The following is a 16,107-nucleotide window of genomic DNA, read 5'->3' as shown; positions in this document are numbered from 1 at the left end:
GCTTGGCAGAGTACCTGCCTTAGTCTTTAAAGTTATTGAATTGCAATGGCACGCCAAATTGCTGTTCTTTTAAGAACGCCATAATTTGCTGCAGCGTATCGCGTTTTTTATCAGTCACGCGGATTTTATCGCCTTGAATAGAAGATTGCGCTTTAATGCCGCTTTCTTTAATGGCTTTATTAATTTTTTTCGCGGTATCTGAGTCAAGGCCATCTTTCAATTTAATCACTTGAATCACATTTTTGCCTGAAGCTGTCATTTTTTGCGGATCAAGCGCTTGAATATCGACTTTACGCTTAAAGAAATGACCTTCGAGCATGGTGTACACTTGTTCACATTGGAAATCACTTTCAGTACTGATTTTGATTTCTTTTGCTTTTTCATTCAGTTCAATCGTCACGTCTTGACCGCGGAAGTCGAAACGGGTTGCAATTTCTTTTTGCGTGTTTTGAACTGCATGATTTACTTCAAAAACTTCTAATTCTGAAACAATATCAAAAGATGGCATGGATTAGACCTTTACAAATGGAAAGAATATCTGAGATGCTAGGGATGTTTTCTTCATTTGCCAAGTGTTGTTTACATCAAAGGAGTGCACAATGATCCGTAAGCAAGAAATTACAACATTTGAGTTCCCAGAAAATGCGATTATCTGGGATGTTCGTGACAACAAAGCTTTTACTGAAAGCCATGTGAAAGGCGCTATAAATCAGCCGATCGATGATTTGTCAGCAGACAGCTTAGCTCAGGTGGAGTCGGATCAGCCAATTTACATCTTATGCGGCGGCGGCAGTAAAGCGCCTCGCGCGGCTGAAAAACTAGAGGGTTTTGATAGCGCGCGGAATTATGTAGTATTGATGGGCGGCACGCGCGCAGCAAAAGCTGCTGGCTTGCCACTGGAAGCAGGTGCTTAAAAGCATCCTGGAAAAAAGCGCCGTAAGGCGCTTTTTTATGTGCAGTCAAAACTTAAAAGAGATGTTTATTTTAAAATCTGTCATTTTTACGCTATTCAGGCGCCTTTTTGAAATAGGGCTTTTTGGCTTTTACTTTTTTTTGAAAACGCGTTGCATTGAGTTTTTTCAGCAGATGAGATGATACTGGACACGCTTCCCCTAAAATCTGCGCTGCCAAAATTTCACTGCACAGCGGCGCATATAAGAAACCTTTCGATCCTAGACCTGCAAAAGTATAAATTTCCTGATTTTCTTCAACTTTGCCCAATACGGGGAAGTAATCTAGGCTTTGCGCGCGGATGGATGCACGGCCTTGCCAAGACTCTGGTGCAGCCAAGGATTGTGCATAATTGGGAAATACACTGTGGATAAGATCATAGTTATGCACATGGTCTTCTAGCAGGACTTCGTCATCTTCCCGGTTTGGGTAAAACGACGCACCAAGAATTAAATGTGCTGCATCCAGCTGCATGCAGTATCCTCCATAGCTGTAGGCATCCTGCATGGGTAAAGGCTGAGCGTCATTGTTCACCCAGCTGACTTGACCGCGAATGGGTTTCAGCACAGGATACTGCTCAAAGAACTGAGCGCTTTGGCGGGCTGCACATACAATGACATGATCATATTCACCCAGCAGTTGTTGATGCTGATGCAGTTGAATAGGCGATGAGCGCTGAATTTCAGTCACCTCAGCCTGCTGAAACTGGATTCGTGGATGCTGCAGAATCTGATCGCGCAATTGATGCGGCGAAACAGCGCCTGCTGAACATAGATTCAAGCTTGGGAATGAGGTGTGGAGAGGGCTGCATGATGATTCTTCAGTTTCCAGCATGCCTGCAGGATATTGCGCAGCCAAAGCCAAAAGATCATCGGCCTTTTTTAATGCCAGCTGATGAACCAGAATAGGCCGGAACGCATCAAATTTTGCATAATGCCGCATCGCATGCTGCCAAGACAGCGTCATCAAGTGATCTGCACTTTGCTCAATTGGGCATAGTTTGGGATTCAGCAGCGCCAGCGGATTGCCTGATCCGCCTGCCAAAGGCGCTGTTTGATCAAACAGGGTAATTTGATGTCCACGCTGCGCCAAGGCCCATGCGCAGCTTAAACCTGCAACGCCTGCGCCTATAATGGCAATTTGGCGGGATCTAAATTTAGGTGAAGGCGTTGACCGCGTTTTTTTTTCAGTATTCGGAGTTTCGGCAGAATCTTCAGCTGCAGGCCAGACAGCTTTCAGCATTTCACGTTTATGGCGAAAACCGCGTGGACGGCTGATGCTGATGCCATGCTGCTTTAAACCGCGTTTCAGCACGCCAGCAACGCTAAACGAAGAAAAGGTCGTACCTTCGCTGGATAGGCGCACGATATTGCTCAAGACATTTTCTTCCCAAATGTCTGGATTGCAGGCAGGTGCGAAACCATCCAAAAACCAGGCATGGATTTGCTGAGAGCGCTCCATGGCTGGAAAGACATCATGTGCATCGCCCAGCCATAAATCAATGGAAAAGCGGTCATTGGGAAAGGACAGCCGATGGCAGCCGGCAATGGGCAAAGGATACTGTTCAATCAGCTGCTGCGCTAAAGGCTGCAGTTCGGGCCAAACATTTAGCGCGCGGATTAAATCATTTTTAGAGAGTGGAAATTTTTCCACAGATATTGCATGCAGGCGGCTGTGATTATCTGGGCGCACTTGCCGCCACAGCTGCCATAGCGCTAAAATATTCAGCCCCGTACCAAAGCCCGTCTCACCGACACTGAAATATTCAAAATTCTGCAGCTGCGCCAGCCGTTCAGGCAAATCATTGCCGTGCAAAAACACATGGCGGGTTTCCAGCAGGCCATTGTCCTTGGAAAAATACACATCGCCAAATTGCTTAGAAACAGGAACGTCGATACCGTCGATTGTTTTCCAGTCTAAGTCGGCAGTTTGGATTGCATCAGCCACAGCTTAGCCTTTTAATTTTTTACAGATACAGAGTTTGCAAACGTTAAAAGTATCAACGTTTACCATTGACGGCGGCGTTTGGTATAGACATAGCTGGCAATTAAGAAGCCCAGCAGCACGCCTGCAGCAATGGTGGCTGCGCCGTACAGGAACATTTGCGCGCTGCGTTCGCTTTGCAGTACTTGTACTTGAACCCCTAAGCTATCGTTTTTCAGCTGCAGTTCCTGATTTTGCGCCAAAGCTTCTAAGTTGGCTTTTTCCAGCTGCTGCAGGCGGGAATGCTGATCATTGACTAGCGCTTTCATTTTTGCATCTTGCAGCGCTTTGTTTTTAATCAGCTGTTCCGCCGTTAAAGCTTTGTTTTCGGAAGCTTGCGCAGATGGATTCAGTGTTGCTGAGACGGGCAGAATTTTAGGTTTATTTGCAGGCAAAGGCTGAGGTGGCGGTGCTGCCGCTGCTTGTACCGCTGGGGCTGCTGCAGGCGCAGGAGGTGTTTCTTCTGCCCAAACAGCAGTGCTAAGAAGAGAAAGGCCCAATAAGCTGTAAACAACGGCGCGCATGCTACTTATCCTTTAGGGAAGGCTTTGTTGAAAGGTTTTACGTCAATATGCGCGTAAACGCCTTCTTTAAGGAAGGGCTCTTCTTGCAGCCAAGCATCTAAAGCTTCACGCGACTCGAACTCTACAACAATGGTGCTGCCGATAAAACCGGCTTGCGGATTGGCTGGATCTTTCGGCATTGCGCCTGCAGTCACTAAACGGCCTTCATCATCCAGTTTCTGTAAACGTTCTAAATGCTGCGGGCGGACAGCCAGACGTTTTTCTAAGCTGTTTTCATGATCTGTACAGGTTACAACAAAAAATGGCATGTGAAATCTCGAGTTTTGACCAGTGTAATTTTATTCGGCGGTTTTAAAATATTTACGCAATACAATAAACTGAATAATGATAAAGGAAAACATCACGATCATGTCACCGAATGCAGTGAATTCGCCCCAATATTTACCACCTGCATATAAATAGGCAAAGAAAATATGCAGACCGGACATGACCACAAACATCCCGGCCCAGGCATAGTTAAGCTTTTTCCAGCCTTTGGCGCTGAGCTCCAGCACAGGGCCAAACAAGCGTTCAATCAGCGGCTTTTTATCTTTGCCAAACCAAGGCGACAATAAGAATGCGCCTGCAAAGACCAGATTGAGCAGGACGGCTTTTAAGCGGATATAAAAATCATCGCTCAGCATGAGGGTAATGCCGCCAAAAATGACCGTCATAAACAGTACGATCCATTGCTGCTTGTCCAAACGGAACTTTTGGATCACAAACAGTGCGCCGTAAACCACCAGCATGGAAATAATCAGACCTGTGGTTGCCACCAGAATATTATTATTATCGACACCGCCGGCAGAACCGATCAATTGCAGTAAAGGATGATCAGTATCTTTCGGATCTACAGTTTTATATAAATAGAAGAAAATAATGAGTGGCACAAAGTCTAAAAGTGCTTTCATGTTAGAGTATCTGGTATCTGATCAAATAAATGACATAGTATAAGTGATGCAAGGCGTAGATTTACATACACACAGTAATATTTCTGATGGAACTTTGTCTCCAGAGCAGCTGGTGCGTGCGGCCAAAGATGTTGGTATTCATACCCTTGCGCTGACAGATCACGATACCATGGATGGCTTAAGCCTGGCTGAAGAAATTGCTAAAGATTTAGGCATTAAATTGATTTCCGGTGTGGAAATTTCCAGCCAATGGTCACGTCCAGCCACTAAAAAGACTTATGGCGTGCATATAGTGGCGCTGAATATGCAGCATCCAGAACCTTTACTGGCAATGCTCGAACAGCAGAAGCAGATCCGAGCGGTACGCGCTAAGCAGATTTGCGATTTACTCATTCCCTTAATTGGTGAAGATATTTATGCGGATGTAATCGCGAAAGTGGACAATGTTCCTGACCGCGTAACCCGTACCCATATTGCCAAGACACTGGTGGAAAAAGGCTATGTCAGCCGCGCCCAGCAAGCTTTTGATAAATATATTAAAGAAGGCAAAAAAGCCTATGTGAAATTTGACGGCTTGGGCTTGGAAGAAACTATACAGGTGATTCATGCCAGCGGAGGTTTTGCTGTGCTGGCGCATCCCACCCGTTATGATTTGTCTGCCACCAATATCCGCTATCTCATCGAAATTTTTGCTAAATTTGGTGGCGATGCGGTTGAGCTGCCGCCAGCCATCGAACCTTTAGGCACGCGGCAAATGGTGGACCGCATGATTGCGGAATACAATTTGAAAATTTCCGTGGCCAGTGATTTTCATGGGGACAACATGCCGTGGATTAAGCTAGGCAATATTCCACGGGTGAAAGAAGGACAGGTTGGGATTTGGGAAAGTTTTGTTTAATTATTTTCCTCATCCCCTTGCAGAATATATTCCACATCCCTGAGGGAGAAGGGGTTCCCTCGCCTTGTAGGAGATGAGCAGCACTGCTGCGCAAGGGAGAGGTCATAAATCAAAGCAAATTATTATCCTGCGCTTGAATCGGCGGCGGCGTCGGTTTGCCTAAAGTGCCAAGTAATTCAATCTCAATGGTGCGAACCATGGAATCCAGCGGCAAGTCATTGCTTTGTGTCCCAAAAGGTTCTTCAATTTCAGAACTTAAGGCATCTAAGCCTAAAAAAGTATAAGCCAAAATACCGACTAAGAGCGGTGTAGCTAAACCCAGAGTTGAGCCTAGGCTCAGCGGCAGCATAAAACAGAAAAAATATACAGTACGGTTCAGCAGCACAGAATACGCAAAGGGCAGCGGCGTGGTGGCAATTCGGTCACATCCTGTTTGCACCATGCTGAGTTCCATGACGTGCTCATTCATCTGCGCATAAATAATGTCCGAAATCTCGCCATCTTTCAGTGCCTGCATCAGTTCCCATTGAATCAGACTTAAAGTGTACTGCGGCGCATTGGCCTGCTGATACAGCTGGGTCAGCGCCTGCTGGCTCATGCCGCTGGTTTGCACCAATTCTGTTGGATTGGCCGTTTGATGGCGCAGGCGGTCACGCAGCACATTGGCGAAAACAATCACATGCTGAATGACCCTTTCGCGGCGGCCTTGGCTGAGCATGCGGCAGTCGCGGTCAAAGTGGCGCGCATTGGCAATTAAAATCCCCCAAAGGCGGCGTGCTTCCCACCAGCGGTCATAGCAGGCTGAGTTTTTAAAGCCTAAAAAAATTGAGAGCACTACGCCGATTAGGGTGAAACCGACTAAGGGCAATTCAGGGAAGTGAAAAATGCCAATATGAGACAGTCCGCCAATAACAGCGGACAGCAGCATGACAACCCCGAGCGGCGGCAAAACTTTAGGCAAAATGGTGCCCCGCCACGAAAAGAGCAGTTTAAAAACGCTGGGTTGGTCACGCACGATCATTTGAATAGAATCTTATTAAATTTGCTGTGATCTTCATATGCGGATTCGCCTTTGTCAATATGTGAATGAGGCTGAATTTTAAGGAGGGATCAGGCCATGCTCGGCAAAGGAAAAATAGCCTTCAGCTGAAATGATGCAGTGGTCAATCAGGCGGATTTCAAGCAGGCTGCAGGCATGATGAATCTGCTGAGTCAGCGCCAGATCAGCAGGAGAAGCCGCAGCTTTGCCAAAGGGATGGTTATGCGCAATCACTAAAGCGCTGGCATGTTCGGAAATCGCATAGCGCAGCAGCTGATTGATGGAAATTTCACAGCTGTTGATTGAGCCAAAAAACAGTTTTTTAAAGTTTATTTTTCTTAAATGCGCATCAAGGCACAGCACGCCAAAAACTTCTTGGCTTTCGCCTAAAAATTCAAAACGCAGAAAATCCAGCAGCAGTTCAGAGCTGTCAATCTGCAGTGCATTTTGGCTAAGCTGATGCTTAATATAACGCTTGCCCAGTTCTTTAACCGCTATCAGCTGAGCGTATTTGGTTGCGCCAATGCCGTGAAACTGGCTGAGTTCCTCCAGTTTTGCATTTAATATTGGACCAAGGCTGCCATAGTGCTGAATCATCAGGCGGGCCAGTTCGACGGCTGAATGCTGCTGCGAACCGGATCTTAAAAAAATTGCCAGCAGTTCGGCATCGGATAAACTTTGCGCGCCTTGGCGCAGCAGGCGTTCACGCGGCCGTTCTTGTTCCGGCCAATGTTTAATCGAAAAATTCATTTTTATTAGACTTTTTTATTATCAGTGTATTGGGTTTTTCCAAGTTGAATCTTGGGTCAGGGCATATTTAATGCTATTGTGAGCGCCACTGCAACAGATAGGTAGCCTGTTCGTGAGTTTCGATTTAAGTGTAATTCCAAACAAAAATATTATTGTGGCTGTGTCTGGCGGCATTGCTGCCTACAAAAGCGCGATTTTAGTCCGCCGTTTAAAAGACGCGGGTTTTGATGTGCGCGTGGTGATGACCGAAGGTGCGCAAGCCTTTATTACACCGCTGACTTTTCAGGCGCTGTCGGGCAATCCTGTGCATACGGCATTATTAGATCCAGAAGCTGAAGCGGGCATGGGCCATATAGAATTGGCGCGCTGGGCAGATTTAGTATTAGTCGCGCCTGCCACTTGCGACACGCTGGCAAAATTTGCCGCTGGGTTGGCGGATGATTTACTTTCGACTTTATATTTGGCGACTAAGGCGCCGGTATGGGTTGCGCCTGCTATGAATCAGCAGATGTGGGCTGCCAAAGCGACACAGCGCAATTTAAATACGCTGATTGAAGATGGCGTGCATGTGATTATGCCGGATGCCGGCGCGCAAGCTTGCGGTGATGTGGGTTTAGGCCGCATGCCGGAACCTGAAGATTTAGCGCATCAAGTCACTGAATATTTCCACCGCGCACAGCGCGCGATTGCGGAAAAATTTGGCTTATTGGCTGGCAAGCATGTGGTGATTACTGCAGGGCCAACCCGTGAAGCGATTGACCCTGTGCGCTATATTTCCAACCACAGTACTGGCAAGATGGGCTTTGCTTTAGCCGCGGCCTGCTATGCGGCAGGCGCTAAAGTGACCTTAATTGCTGGCCCTGTCAGTTTAGACACCCCAAATGGCGTGCGCCGTATCAATGTGCAGTCCGCAAGACAAATGCTGGAATACAGTATGGACTTGCTGGACCAAGGCTGTGATATTTTTATTGCGACAGCCGCAGTTGCCGATTACCGCGTGGCGCAAGTGGCTGAACACAAAATTAAAAAGGCTGGCGATGAACTGAATGTCGCGCTGGTGAAGAATCCAGATATTGTGGCGACCATTGCTCAGCAGGAAAAACGTCCCTTTATGGTGGGCTTTGCCGCGGAAACACGCAATGTTGAAGAATATGCTGCGGGTAAACTGGTGGCGAAAAAGCTGGATATGATTGCCTGCAATGATGTATCCCGTCCAGACATTGGTTTTGCTTCGGATGAAAATGCGATGATCGTATTCTTTGCCGAACAGTATCAAATGCAGCAGCGTGATTTGGAAAAAGCTTCAAAGCAGGACATTGCGCAGCAGCTGGTCGAAGCGATTCATGATGCGCTGTATCATGTGCCGGAAGATGAGGATTTGGATTAATCCTTGCTTGATGATTAATCCTTATCTTTTTTATCAAAAATGCAGCGATTCCGCTGCATTTTTGCTTTGCATAAAAGTAATATTGATTAAAATAAAAACAGTACTGTCGCACAAATAAACTGCTGCGGCATTGATGAATGTAAATAAGACCTAGCCACAGTTTTGACCTGATCTACAGAAGGATATCGAGATGATCAAGAAAACTTTAGCCGCCGCGCTGTTTTGCAGCGCTTTGTCATTCAGCAGTTTCAGTTTTGCAGATACGCTGGAACATAATATGCAGGCGCTTGGGAAAAACTTCAAAGCGTTTAATAAAGCGCAGAACCAGCAGGATGCATTGCAGGCGCTGGACAAAATGAAGGCTGCCGCTGTAGATGCCAAGCATGTGAAGCTCAAAACCAAAGATGCAAAAGCGCCGAGTTCAGATACTTTATTTGATCAGTTGGCTGTAGAGATTGATAAAACCCGTGCATTGGTGCAGGCTGGGCAATTGGAACAAGCCAAAGTGGAAGGCAAAAAAATTGCGGCCATTAAAGACCAAGGGCATTCTATTTATAACAAGCAGTAGAAAATAGCTTGAAGCTTGGAAAGCCTAGAAAGTAAGCCTCATAAAAAAGCCAGCGTTGGTGCGCTGGCTTTTTTGTATTGCAGTGAATTAGAGCGAGGCTTGGTAAGCCTGCGCATCCTCTTCAGCGCGCTGCATGGCAACTTTCATATTTAAAATTGCATTTTCAAGATCTTTGAAGGTTTTTACATTGCCGCCGCTGAGGGCTTGGCGCCATTTACGCGCGCCCGGCAAGTTTTGGAATAACCCTAAAATATGACGGGTAATAATCGACAGCGGTGCACCTTCGGCGACACGCTGAGCAACATAAGGCATCATTTGGTCAAGGATGTCAAAGCGGTTCGGCGCCTCTAAATCCCACAATTGTCCTAGCTCTGCCAGCAGGTATGGGTTGTGATAGGCTTCGCGGCCAATCATCACGCCATCCACATGTTTTAAATGTTCTTGCGTTTCAGCAAAGGTTTTTACGCCGCCGTTAATTTCAATCAGCAGATTCGAACGTTCCTGCTTCAGGCGGTAAACATCTTCATAGCGCAGCGGCGGAATATCACGGTTTTCTTTAGGCGATAAGCCTTTGAGCAGGGCAATGCGCGCATGCACAATAAAGTTGTCACAGCCTGTTTTTGCTACAGTATCGACAAAATGCAGCATTTCTTCATAAGAATGCATGTCATCAATACCAATGCGGTGCTTAACCGTGACAGGAATATCAACCGCATTGCGCATTTCTGCAATACATTCGGCAACCAAATCTGGCTCAGCCATTAAGCAGGCGCCAATTTTATTATTCTGTACGCGGTCACTCGGGCAGCCGACGTTTAAATTGATTTCATCATAGCCCCAGTCCTGCGCCATTTTACTGCAGCTTGCTAAGTCTTGCGGATTTGATCCCCCCAGCTGTAAAACAATCGGATGCTCTTCTTTGCTGAAGTCTAAATGGCGTTTGGCATCACCATGAATAATGGCGCCCGTGGTCACCATCTCTGTGTAGAGGATGACATTGGGGTTAAACAGGCGCGCAAAAAAACGGTAATCTTTTGTGGTCCAGTCCATCATCGGGGCAACCGAAATACGGGGATGAATTTTATTTTCAATGGTATGGAGATTCGTCATTAAAAATGATGCCTCGAAAACAATGCAATGGACAGTAACAAACTGAATTTGGGAGTGTATTGAAATGGCTGAATACGGCCTTTCAAAAGAGGGCGTCATACTATCATAAATTAGGCGAATTTCGCGAAGCGTTGTTCACAGTCAGGGTTAACGCTGCGTTTTTTAAATAGCAGAGGATGCTTTCATCAAATTGAAAACGTCATATAATCAATGAAAAATAATGAATTTTTTATCTTGAAATAAATGCATAATTTGAGATGTGCGGGTATGCTTTCTAAGCTGAAAATAAAAATATATTGAATAATTTAGTTAAGAACAAAGGAATTGTATGTACAAAATGATTGGGGTCATTGGATTGGTATTGAGTTTAAGTTTCACATCAGGCTGCGCTGTGGTGATGGCAACTAAGCAGCCTACAAAGAAAAATACGGCAATGATTCAGCAGGGGGTATCTCGAAGCCTTGTAATAGCCGAGTTTGGCGCACCCGTGACCTCCGAGTTTAGAAATGGCAAACGCCATGAAATATATACCTTTACACAAGGCTATTCGACTGCCAGCAAAATCGGTCGCGCTTTTTGGCATGGGGCGGCAGATGTGGCGACAGCGGGTTTGTGGGAACTGATCGGCACACCAGCAGAAACTGTATTTAATGGACAAAAAACGTCCTATGAATTTATTTTTGATGAAAATGATTTACTCGAAAGCCATAAGCTATTAACGCTAGACACAGAAAAGAAAACAGCGGCAATAAAGTAAATTAAGATGTATTGCTTTTTGCATTACAGCTGAACATAAACAGTTTAGAGGTTGCTGTTGAACCAAAAAATCTCGCTGCTGTTTATATCTTGCCAATATTGCGGGTAGAAAATTTATAATGAAAGACAATTGCGCAGTATCTTGTTTTAGCTGTAAATACTGCGAATAGTGAAAGCAGGGCTTCATCTACCCAGCCTAGAAAAATAACAAAGGATAAAATGATTATGCTACTTGAAGAAATTTTTAAACTTACACGTGCTGACTATTCAGATGCATTTAATTTGCGTATACAGCGTGGAATCAGCTGGCTGAAAAAAGCCTATGATTTGCAGGAAGATTTTGACCTGCACTTTATCAGTTTGTGGATATCCTTCAACGCCATTTTTGCGCAGGATGAATCTGCCGCAAGAGATGCGTTCAATCTATTTTTGACGAGCCTTTGCGCGAAGGATCACGAAGGCAAAATCGAGCGGATACTTTGGAAAAAATATAGACAGCCTGTTCAAGTTTTAATGCAGCAAAAAATGCTGTATCCAAGCTATTGGGATTATCAAAACCAGAAAATCAGCCTTGAACAATGCCAGATCTGTTTGGCTCAAGAACAGCAAAAGCAGGAGCAAGCGGTGCAGCAGCGTGATACTTTGTGCCTGCTCAGCTTGCTGTTTCAGCGCTTGCAGACTTTACATAAGCAAGCGCTGCAAGGCGGTATGGTTTACGGCAGCGCGATGCAGAGAAAATATTTGCAAGGCAGCTGCCAAGTTTTGGGTGCTTTACTGCCCGTGTTTATTTTATTGCTGATTGAAAATGCGCAGGCCATGGATTTAGGTAAACCTTATTATCCCGCTGCGCAGGCCTGCTAATTGAAAGCGATGGCAGTTATTGCTGCATTTTGATTTGCTTTAAATGGCAGCGCTGATCCAGCAAGGCAAAAAATGCAGCGCTGATGACCAAGATGAGCCCAGTCATGCAGACAGCTGTCCAGCCGCCATGATGCCAAGCATATACACCAAGAGCAGAACCGCAGGCGCCCCCGACAAAATATGCCGTCATATAAATGGCATTAATGCGTGAGCGGGCAGACGGATTGAGCTGGAAAATAATATTTTGATTACAGCTATGAACAGCTGCTAAGCCTAGACTGATGAGGCCATAGCCCAGCGCATAGCTGAGCAGTGAATGTCCGCCGTTATACAGCAGCGCCCAGCTGCAGGCCATAATCAAACAGCCCGCCCAAGTCAGTTTTGCATTGTGGCCGCGGTCTGCCCACTTGCCAACCCATTGGGTAGACAGTGCGCCAAATACCCCCACCAAAGTGACCACACCCACCCAAAGGTCTGCCAAAGAAAATGGCGGTGCAGTAAGCAGCATGGCAATAGTCGAAAACAGCATGCTCATGGCCGCAAATACACAGCCGCCAATCAATGCGCGGTAAACAAGACGGCGCTCTTGCGCCAGCAGCAGCCCCATAGATTTAAAAATACTGCCATAGCGCATACGCGTAATGCTGATCTGCGGCAGCTGATATTTCAACACGCCAGCAATAATCAGCATTAAAATTGCGCTGAGAATATAGATCATTTTCCAATGCACAAGATTGGAAAGCAGTCCCGAAAGGCTGGTAGAGAGTAAAATACCGACCAATAAGCCGCTCATCAGAAAGCCGACTGTTTGTCCCACTTTTTCGGGCCGCACGGCAATAGTCACTAAGGGAATCAGCACTTGAGCAGCAACAGAAAACAGCCCAGTAATAATGGTGCCAACCCACAGCATGGTCAGGTTGACCGACAGCGCGCAGATGGCCAAACCGCCTGCTGCGCCGAGCATCAGTGCAGGAATGAATTTGGCCCGATTCACAATGTCGCCCATAGGCACAATAAACAGCAAACCTAAGGCATAAGAAATCTGTGCGAAGGTTACGGTCAATGCGGCTTGAGATTGTGGGACTTGGAAAGAATGCTGGATGGAACTGATTAAAGGCTGGCAATAATAGTTGGCGCCCGCACATAAACCGCAAGCCACGGCCATAAGAATGAGCAGTGCTTTATTCTGGCTGATATCAGCAGAGCTTTGCATAATAATCCTGAAAGAGCGTATCACTTAGCCACAGGATGGCAGCCAAGGAGTCGTTGAATTCTTTTGAATCCAAGCTTAATTACTATAAGTAAAATCGGTCTGCATATATAGTCTGTGGCGGTGAAATTATTGGCATCTTACTCGCTGCTGGACCTGAGTTTTTGCTTAGATAAAGTGATCATCAATACACCGACAATATTTAAAAAGCAGCCAAACCATTGAATCATATTTAGATGTTCATCCAGAAATGCCACAGCCAGCAGAATCGTTAAAATCGGGCCGATTGAAGCGATCATTGCAGATTGCGCCGCGCCTAAGCGCACAATGCTTTGCATGATTAAAATAGTGGGCAATACGGTGACAAAAAAACCAAGGACTAGGCCATAGCCCCAGACACTGAGCGGCAGCTGCGCCATCAATTGCACAGGATGATCAATCGTCAATCCAAAATGCGTTAAAGTGCCAAAACAGGCAATGCTGAGCGCCAAGCCGTTATAGTGCCATGAACCAAATTTCATAATCAGTTTTGGCGTCATTAACAGATAGCTGGCAAAGGCCACTGCACTGGCAAAAACTAAACTGGCGCCAAGCCAAAAATTACTTTCATGCGGCGTACCGCTTTGTTCCTGCAGCATCACAATAACGGTTCCGCCGTAACTGAGCGCAATGGCAAAGATGCTTTTAAAGCTTAATTTCTGTCTATAAATGAAACTGGAGGCAATGACCGTCATGGTTGGATATAAAAATAAAATGATCCGCTCTAATGAGGCGCTGATATACATCAGGCCTTTAAAATCCAGCCAGCTGGCAAAATAGTAGCCCAATAAGCCTGCGAGAACGAGCAGGCCCCAATCTTGAGCGCGGATGTTGCGATAGTGCGTGCGGCTAAACCATGCAATCAGCAGAAAGAAGGGTAAGGCGCTGCCCATTCGCAGGGCCATTAAAACCGTCGCATCGACAAGCGGGGATAGCGCATAAGCCTGTTTAATAAAAATGGCCTTGGTGCTAAATAAAAATGCTGCGCAGATCGCGCAAAGCGAGCCGATTTGAGCAGGGGTTAAAAAACGCTGCATAGTTTTATCATTCTTATCTGGGCTTGTGTGTAAATAGTATAAAAGTACCCGTTTAAAAGGTGAAATGTAAAATAATCATGGGATCTATTCCAAAAAAGTATGGAAAATGGAGGCTGTCGGCTGTCAAGATGCTGAAAAAATATGAACTTAAAGGTCAATTTTAACGGAAATGGATCGTTGAGTTGGTTTGTTTATAGATAAAACAGAGGGAATTAAGATTTAAAAGCTATTTATGCACCAATATTGTGCGTTAATATGTAAAAAGAAGAATTTTAAGATTGGTTCATCATGGTGCAAAATATTCAAAAAATTATTTTATTATTATTTTTTTAACTAATTAGACTTAAGGAGCATAAGAAAAATGAATATAAAACACTCGAATTTAGCTAAATGATAGACAATATCATTTAATGCGGCAGACTGACTTATTTGCCAAAACATCGTCAGAATTCAGTCAATTTTAAAAGTTCAAAAGCGTATGCAGAATGTCATCAAAGCCAATGCTGAAATTTGCTGTGCCCAGATAAGCATAAATAGAAAGGGATTGTGCTTTTTAAAGCTCAGTATACGGTATCGATGTATCTGGGCTGAAATTGTCAAAATGATCAATGGCTCGATTCGTCATAGGCAATATCTTTCAATTTTGCTGAATTAATAGCCTGTACGAGCTTTAAAAAATAAGATCTGGTATAAAAAATATTCATAGCATTAAAAATAAAAATGAATACGTCTGATATAGCATCATATTTTTTATGAATCATCAGTTCAAAATATGGGTATTTATTAACTAAATAGTGGGTGGTAATTTAAAACGGTTCAATTAGAATCCAAAAATTCAACAAAGAACTCACCTGAGGGGAGGCATCGTTTTTGACGGTGCTTACTTAAGAAAAATTAGCTTGAGGGACGCTCATGCAAATCGGAATTCCAGCCGAAACTGTCATCGGTGAACATCGTGTCGCTGCGACGCCAGAGACAGTAAAGAAGTTGATCAGCGCTGGTCATACTGTTGTTATCCAACGTGGAGCAGGGGTTAACGCTGCTTACATTGATAGCGCATATGAACAGGTTGGCGCCAAAATTACAGATGAAGCTTATACCGGCAGTCAAATTATTTTGAAAGTCCGCGCACCTAAGGGTGAGGAAATTCAAAAACTGGCGCCAAATACAGCTGTCATCGCAATGTTTGACCCATACCGCAATCCCGAGTTAGACCAATTTGCTGCTCAGCAAGTGTCTGCATTTGCGTTGGAGCTTTTGCCTCGTACATTGTCACGTGCGCAAAACATGGATGTGCTTTCTTCTCAAGCCAACCTGTCAGGCTATAAGTCTGTACTGCTGGCGGCTGCAGAATATCAGCGCATGTTCCCAATGCTGATGACCGCTGCGGGTACGGTGAAACCGGCGCGCGTAGTGATTATGGGTGTGGGTGTGGCAGGTTTGCAGGCGATTGCAACTGCGAAGCGTTTGGGCGCCGTGGTTGAAGCGACTGACTTGCGTCCAACTGCGCGTGACCAAGTGGAGTCTTTAGGAGGCAAATGGCTGGATGTTCCAATGTCTGCAGAAGAACAGCAAAAAGCAGCCGATGCGGCGAAAAATGGTTATGGCTGGATGCCGGGTGAAGATTACATCCGCGATCAAGCCATCATTGTCGATAAAGCAGTTTCGAATGCCGACATCGTGATTACCACTGCATTGCTGCCTGGCCGTGATGCGCCGCGCTTAATTAAAGCGGAAACGGTTGCCAAAATGAAACCGGGTTCAATCATATTAGATATGGCGGTAGAAACTGGCGGCAACGTTGAAGGCTCTAAATGCGGCGAAAATGTCATGACTGCCAATGGCGTGAAAATCCTCGGCATTCCCAATATTCCTTCTACAGTTTCGACTGAAGCTTCGGCACTGTATGCACGCAACGTTTTGAATTTCTTAGACACGTTATTTGATGCAGAGAAAAACTTCGCATTGAATCCTGAAGAAGAAATTCAAAAAGCCCTACTGGTTGCTCATGGCGGTCAAGTACTGCTGAAGCGCGGTTAAGGAG

The 16,107-nt window shown here is 45.4% G+C and carries 17 protein-coding genes; 7 read left to right on the top strand and 10 right to left on the bottom strand.

Translation table 11 applies throughout. From position 1 onward, the window contains the following. Nucleotides 1–19: 19 nt before the first annotated feature. Nucleotides 20–508, bottom strand: a complete 489-nt coding sequence (locus B9T34_RS11865) for a YajQ family cyclic di-GMP-binding protein (protein ID WP_086213339.1) — start codon at nucleotides 506–508, stop codon at nucleotides 20–22. Nucleotides 509–599: 91 nt separating this feature from the next. On the opposite strand from B9T34_RS11865, the gene B9T34_RS11860 reads away from it, so the two are divergent. Then, nucleotides 600–914: a rhodanese-like domain-containing protein gene (locus B9T34_RS11860; RefSeq protein ID WP_086213338.1), complete on the top strand. Its 315-nt coding sequence runs from the start codon at nucleotides 600–602 to the stop codon at nucleotides 912–914. A 91-nt stretch (nucleotides 915–1,005) separates the two neighbouring features. Here the strand turns inward: B9T34_RS11860 and mnmC are convergent, their stop codons facing one another. Genes mnmC through B9T34_RS11840 form a run of 4 tightly spaced genes read right to left on the bottom strand, consistent with a single transcriptional unit; the run spans nucleotide 1,006 to nucleotide 4,408 of the window. Beyond that, nucleotides 1,006–2,898, bottom strand: coding sequence for an FAD-dependent 5-carboxymethylaminomethyl-2-thiouridine(34) oxidoreductase MnmC (gene mnmC / locus B9T34_RS11855; protein WP_086213337.1), 1,893 nt, complete (start codon nucleotides 2,896–2,898; stop codon nucleotides 1,006–1,008). A gap of 59 nt (nucleotides 2,899–2,957) precedes the next feature. Beyond that, the gene (locus B9T34_RS11850; RefSeq protein WP_086213336.1) at nucleotides 2,958–3,458 is read right to left on the bottom strand and encodes a hypothetical protein; all 501 of its coding nucleotides are present in this window, start codon (nucleotides 3,456–3,458) and stop codon (nucleotides 2,958–2,960) included. Nucleotides 3,459–3,463: 5 nt separating this feature from the next. Further along, the gene (locus B9T34_RS11845; protein WP_086213335.1) at nucleotides 3,464–3,766 is read right to left on the bottom strand and encodes a YciI family protein; all 303 of its coding nucleotides are present in this window, start codon (nucleotides 3,764–3,766) and stop codon (nucleotides 3,464–3,466) included. A 30-nt stretch (nucleotides 3,767–3,796) separates the two neighbouring features. Further along, complete coding sequence (locus B9T34_RS11840) at nucleotides 3,797–4,408, bottom strand: inner membrane-spanning protein YciB (protein WP_086213334.1); 612 nt, start codon at nucleotides 4,406–4,408, stop codon at nucleotides 3,797–3,799. A gap of 46 nt (nucleotides 4,409–4,454) precedes the next feature. On the opposite strand from B9T34_RS11840, the gene B9T34_RS11835 reads away from it, so the two are divergent. Continuing rightward, on the top strand, nucleotides 4,455–5,306 hold the full coding sequence (locus tag B9T34_RS11835; RefSeq protein ID WP_086213333.1) for a PHP domain-containing protein: 852 nt from the start codon (nucleotides 4,455–4,457) through the stop codon (nucleotides 5,304–5,306). Between the two features lie 109 nt (nucleotides 5,307–5,415). Here the strand turns inward: B9T34_RS11835 and B9T34_RS11830 are convergent, their stop codons facing one another. Together B9T34_RS11830 and radC are read right to left on the bottom strand one after the other, a co-directional pair. After that, nucleotides 5,416–6,327 carry a bestrophin family protein gene (locus B9T34_RS11830; RefSeq protein WP_086213332.1) on the bottom strand — a complete coding sequence of 304 codons (912 nt, stop codon included), beginning with the start codon at nucleotides 6,325–6,327 and terminating at the stop codon, nucleotides 5,416–5,418. Nucleotides 6,328–6,405: 78 nt separating this feature from the next. Beyond that, the gene (gene radC, locus B9T34_RS11825) at nucleotides 6,406–7,095 is read right to left on the bottom strand and encodes a RadC family protein (protein WP_086213331.1); all 690 of its coding nucleotides are present in this window, start codon (nucleotides 7,093–7,095) and stop codon (nucleotides 6,406–6,408) included. A 112-nt stretch (nucleotides 7,096–7,207) separates the two neighbouring features. On the opposite strand from radC, the gene coaBC reads away from it, so the two are divergent. Together coaBC and B9T34_RS11815 are read left to right on the top strand one after the other, a co-directional pair. Further along, complete coding sequence (gene coaBC, locus B9T34_RS11820) at nucleotides 7,208–8,482, top strand: bifunctional phosphopantothenoylcysteine decarboxylase/phosphopantothenate--cysteine ligase CoaBC (RefSeq protein ID WP_086213330.1); 1,275 nt, start codon at nucleotides 7,208–7,210, stop codon at nucleotides 8,480–8,482. Nucleotides 8,483–8,672: 190 nt separating this feature from the next. Continuing rightward, nucleotides 8,673–9,050: a cytochrome b562 gene (locus B9T34_RS11815; RefSeq protein ID WP_086213329.1), complete on the top strand. Its 378-nt coding sequence runs from the start codon at nucleotides 8,673–8,675 to the stop codon at nucleotides 9,048–9,050. An 87-nt stretch (nucleotides 9,051–9,137) separates the two neighbouring features. Here the strand turns inward: B9T34_RS11815 and dusA are convergent, their stop codons facing one another. Next, the gene (gene dusA / locus B9T34_RS11810) at nucleotides 9,138–10,160 is read right to left on the bottom strand and encodes a tRNA dihydrouridine(20/20a) synthase DusA (protein ID WP_086213328.1); all 1,023 of its coding nucleotides are present in this window, start codon (nucleotides 10,158–10,160) and stop codon (nucleotides 9,138–9,140) included. A gap of 328 nt (nucleotides 10,161–10,488) precedes the next feature. Here dusA and B9T34_RS11805 point away from each other — a divergent pair, with 328 nt between their 5' ends. Then, a complete protein-coding gene (locus B9T34_RS11805) occupies nucleotides 10,489–10,917 on the top strand; it encodes a hypothetical protein (RefSeq protein ID WP_086213327.1) in 429 nt (142 codons plus the stop codon). 218 nt (nucleotides 10,918–11,135) lie between these two features. Beyond that, the gene (locus tag B9T34_RS11800; RefSeq protein ID WP_228147445.1) at nucleotides 11,136–11,777 is read left to right on the top strand and encodes a HEPN domain-containing protein; all 642 of its coding nucleotides are present in this window, start codon (nucleotides 11,136–11,138) and stop codon (nucleotides 11,775–11,777) included. 16 nt (nucleotides 11,778–11,793) lie between these two features. Here the strand turns inward: B9T34_RS11800 and B9T34_RS11795 are convergent, their stop codons facing one another. Together B9T34_RS11795 and B9T34_RS11790 are read right to left on the bottom strand one after the other, a co-directional pair. Further along, complete coding sequence (locus B9T34_RS11795; RefSeq protein WP_086213326.1) at nucleotides 11,794–12,990, bottom strand: MFS transporter; 1,197 nt, start codon at nucleotides 12,988–12,990, stop codon at nucleotides 11,794–11,796. A 137-nt stretch (nucleotides 12,991–13,127) separates the two neighbouring features. After that, nucleotides 13,128–14,063, bottom strand: a complete 936-nt coding sequence (locus tag B9T34_RS11790; RefSeq protein ID WP_086213325.1) for a DMT family transporter — start codon at nucleotides 14,061–14,063, stop codon at nucleotides 13,128–13,130. A gap of 912 nt (nucleotides 14,064–14,975) precedes the next feature. On the opposite strand from B9T34_RS11790, the gene B9T34_RS11785 reads away from it, so the two are divergent. After that, nucleotides 14,976–16,103 (top strand): NAD(P) transhydrogenase subunit alpha, encoded by a 1,128-nt coding sequence (locus B9T34_RS11785; RefSeq protein WP_086213324.1) that lies wholly within the window; start codon nucleotides 14,976–14,978, stop codon nucleotides 16,101–16,103. Nucleotides 16,104–16,107 lie beyond the last annotated feature (4 nt).

It is taken from the genome of Acinetobacter sp. ANC 3813, from assembly GCF_002135435.1.
Lineage (GTDB): Bacteria > Pseudomonadota > Gammaproteobacteria > Pseudomonadales > Moraxellaceae > Acinetobacter.
The sequence above is the reverse complement of the archived record's forward strand: the minus strand, read 5'-3'. Positions and strand labels throughout refer to the sequence as shown.

Excerpts from the sequence above, each read along its gene's own strand:
- B9T34_RS11865 (WP_086213339.1), bottom strand. The coding sequence starts at position 508 with ATGCCATCTTTTGATATTGTTTCAGAATTAGAAGTTTTTGAAGTAAAT.
- B9T34_RS11860 (WP_086213338.1), top strand. The coding sequence starts at position 600 with ATGATCCGTAAGCAAGAAATTACAACATTTGAGTTCCCAGAAAATGCG.
- B9T34_RS11850 (WP_086213336.1), bottom strand. The coding sequence starts at position 3,458 with ATGCGCGCCGTTGTTTACAGCTTATTGGGCCTTTCTCTTCTTAGCACT.
- B9T34_RS11845 (WP_086213335.1), bottom strand. The coding sequence starts at position 3,766 with ATGCCATTTTTTGTTGTAACCTGTACAGATCATGAAAACAGCTTAGAA.
- B9T34_RS11840 (WP_086213334.1), bottom strand. The coding sequence starts at position 4,408 with ATGAAAGCACTTTTAGACTTTGTGCCACTCATTATTTTCTTCTATTTA.
- B9T34_RS11835 (WP_086213333.1), top strand. The coding sequence starts at position 4,455 with ATGCAAGGCGTAGATTTACATACACACAGTAATATTTCTGATGGAACT.
- B9T34_RS11830 (WP_086213332.1), bottom strand. The coding sequence starts at position 6,327 with ATGATCGTGCGTGACCAACCCAGCGTTTTTAAACTGCTCTTTTCGTGG.
- radC (WP_086213331.1), bottom strand. The coding sequence starts at position 7,095 with ATGAATTTTTCGATTAAACATTGGCCGGAACAAGAACGGCCGCGTGAA.
- B9T34_RS11815 (WP_086213329.1), top strand. The coding sequence starts at position 8,673 with ATGATCAAGAAAACTTTAGCCGCCGCGCTGTTTTGCAGCGCTTTGTCA.
- dusA (WP_086213328.1), bottom strand. The coding sequence starts at position 10,160 with ATGACGAATCTCCATACCATTGAAAATAAAATTCATCCCCGTATTTCG.
- B9T34_RS11805 (WP_086213327.1), top strand. The coding sequence starts at position 10,489 with ATGTACAAAATGATTGGGGTCATTGGATTGGTATTGAGTTTAAGTTTC.
- B9T34_RS11800 (WP_228147445.1), top strand. The coding sequence starts at position 11,136 with ATGATTATGCTACTTGAAGAAATTTTTAAACTTACACGTGCTGACTAT.
- B9T34_RS11795 (WP_086213326.1), bottom strand. The coding sequence starts at position 12,990 with ATGCAAAGCTCTGCTGATATCAGCCAGAATAAAGCACTGCTCATTCTT.
- B9T34_RS11790 (WP_086213325.1), bottom strand. The coding sequence starts at position 14,063 with ATGCAGCGTTTTTTAACCCCTGCTCAAATCGGCTCGCTTTGCGCGATC.
- B9T34_RS11785 (WP_086213324.1), top strand. The coding sequence starts at position 14,976 with ATGCAAATCGGAATTCCAGCCGAAACTGTCATCGGTGAACATCGTGTC.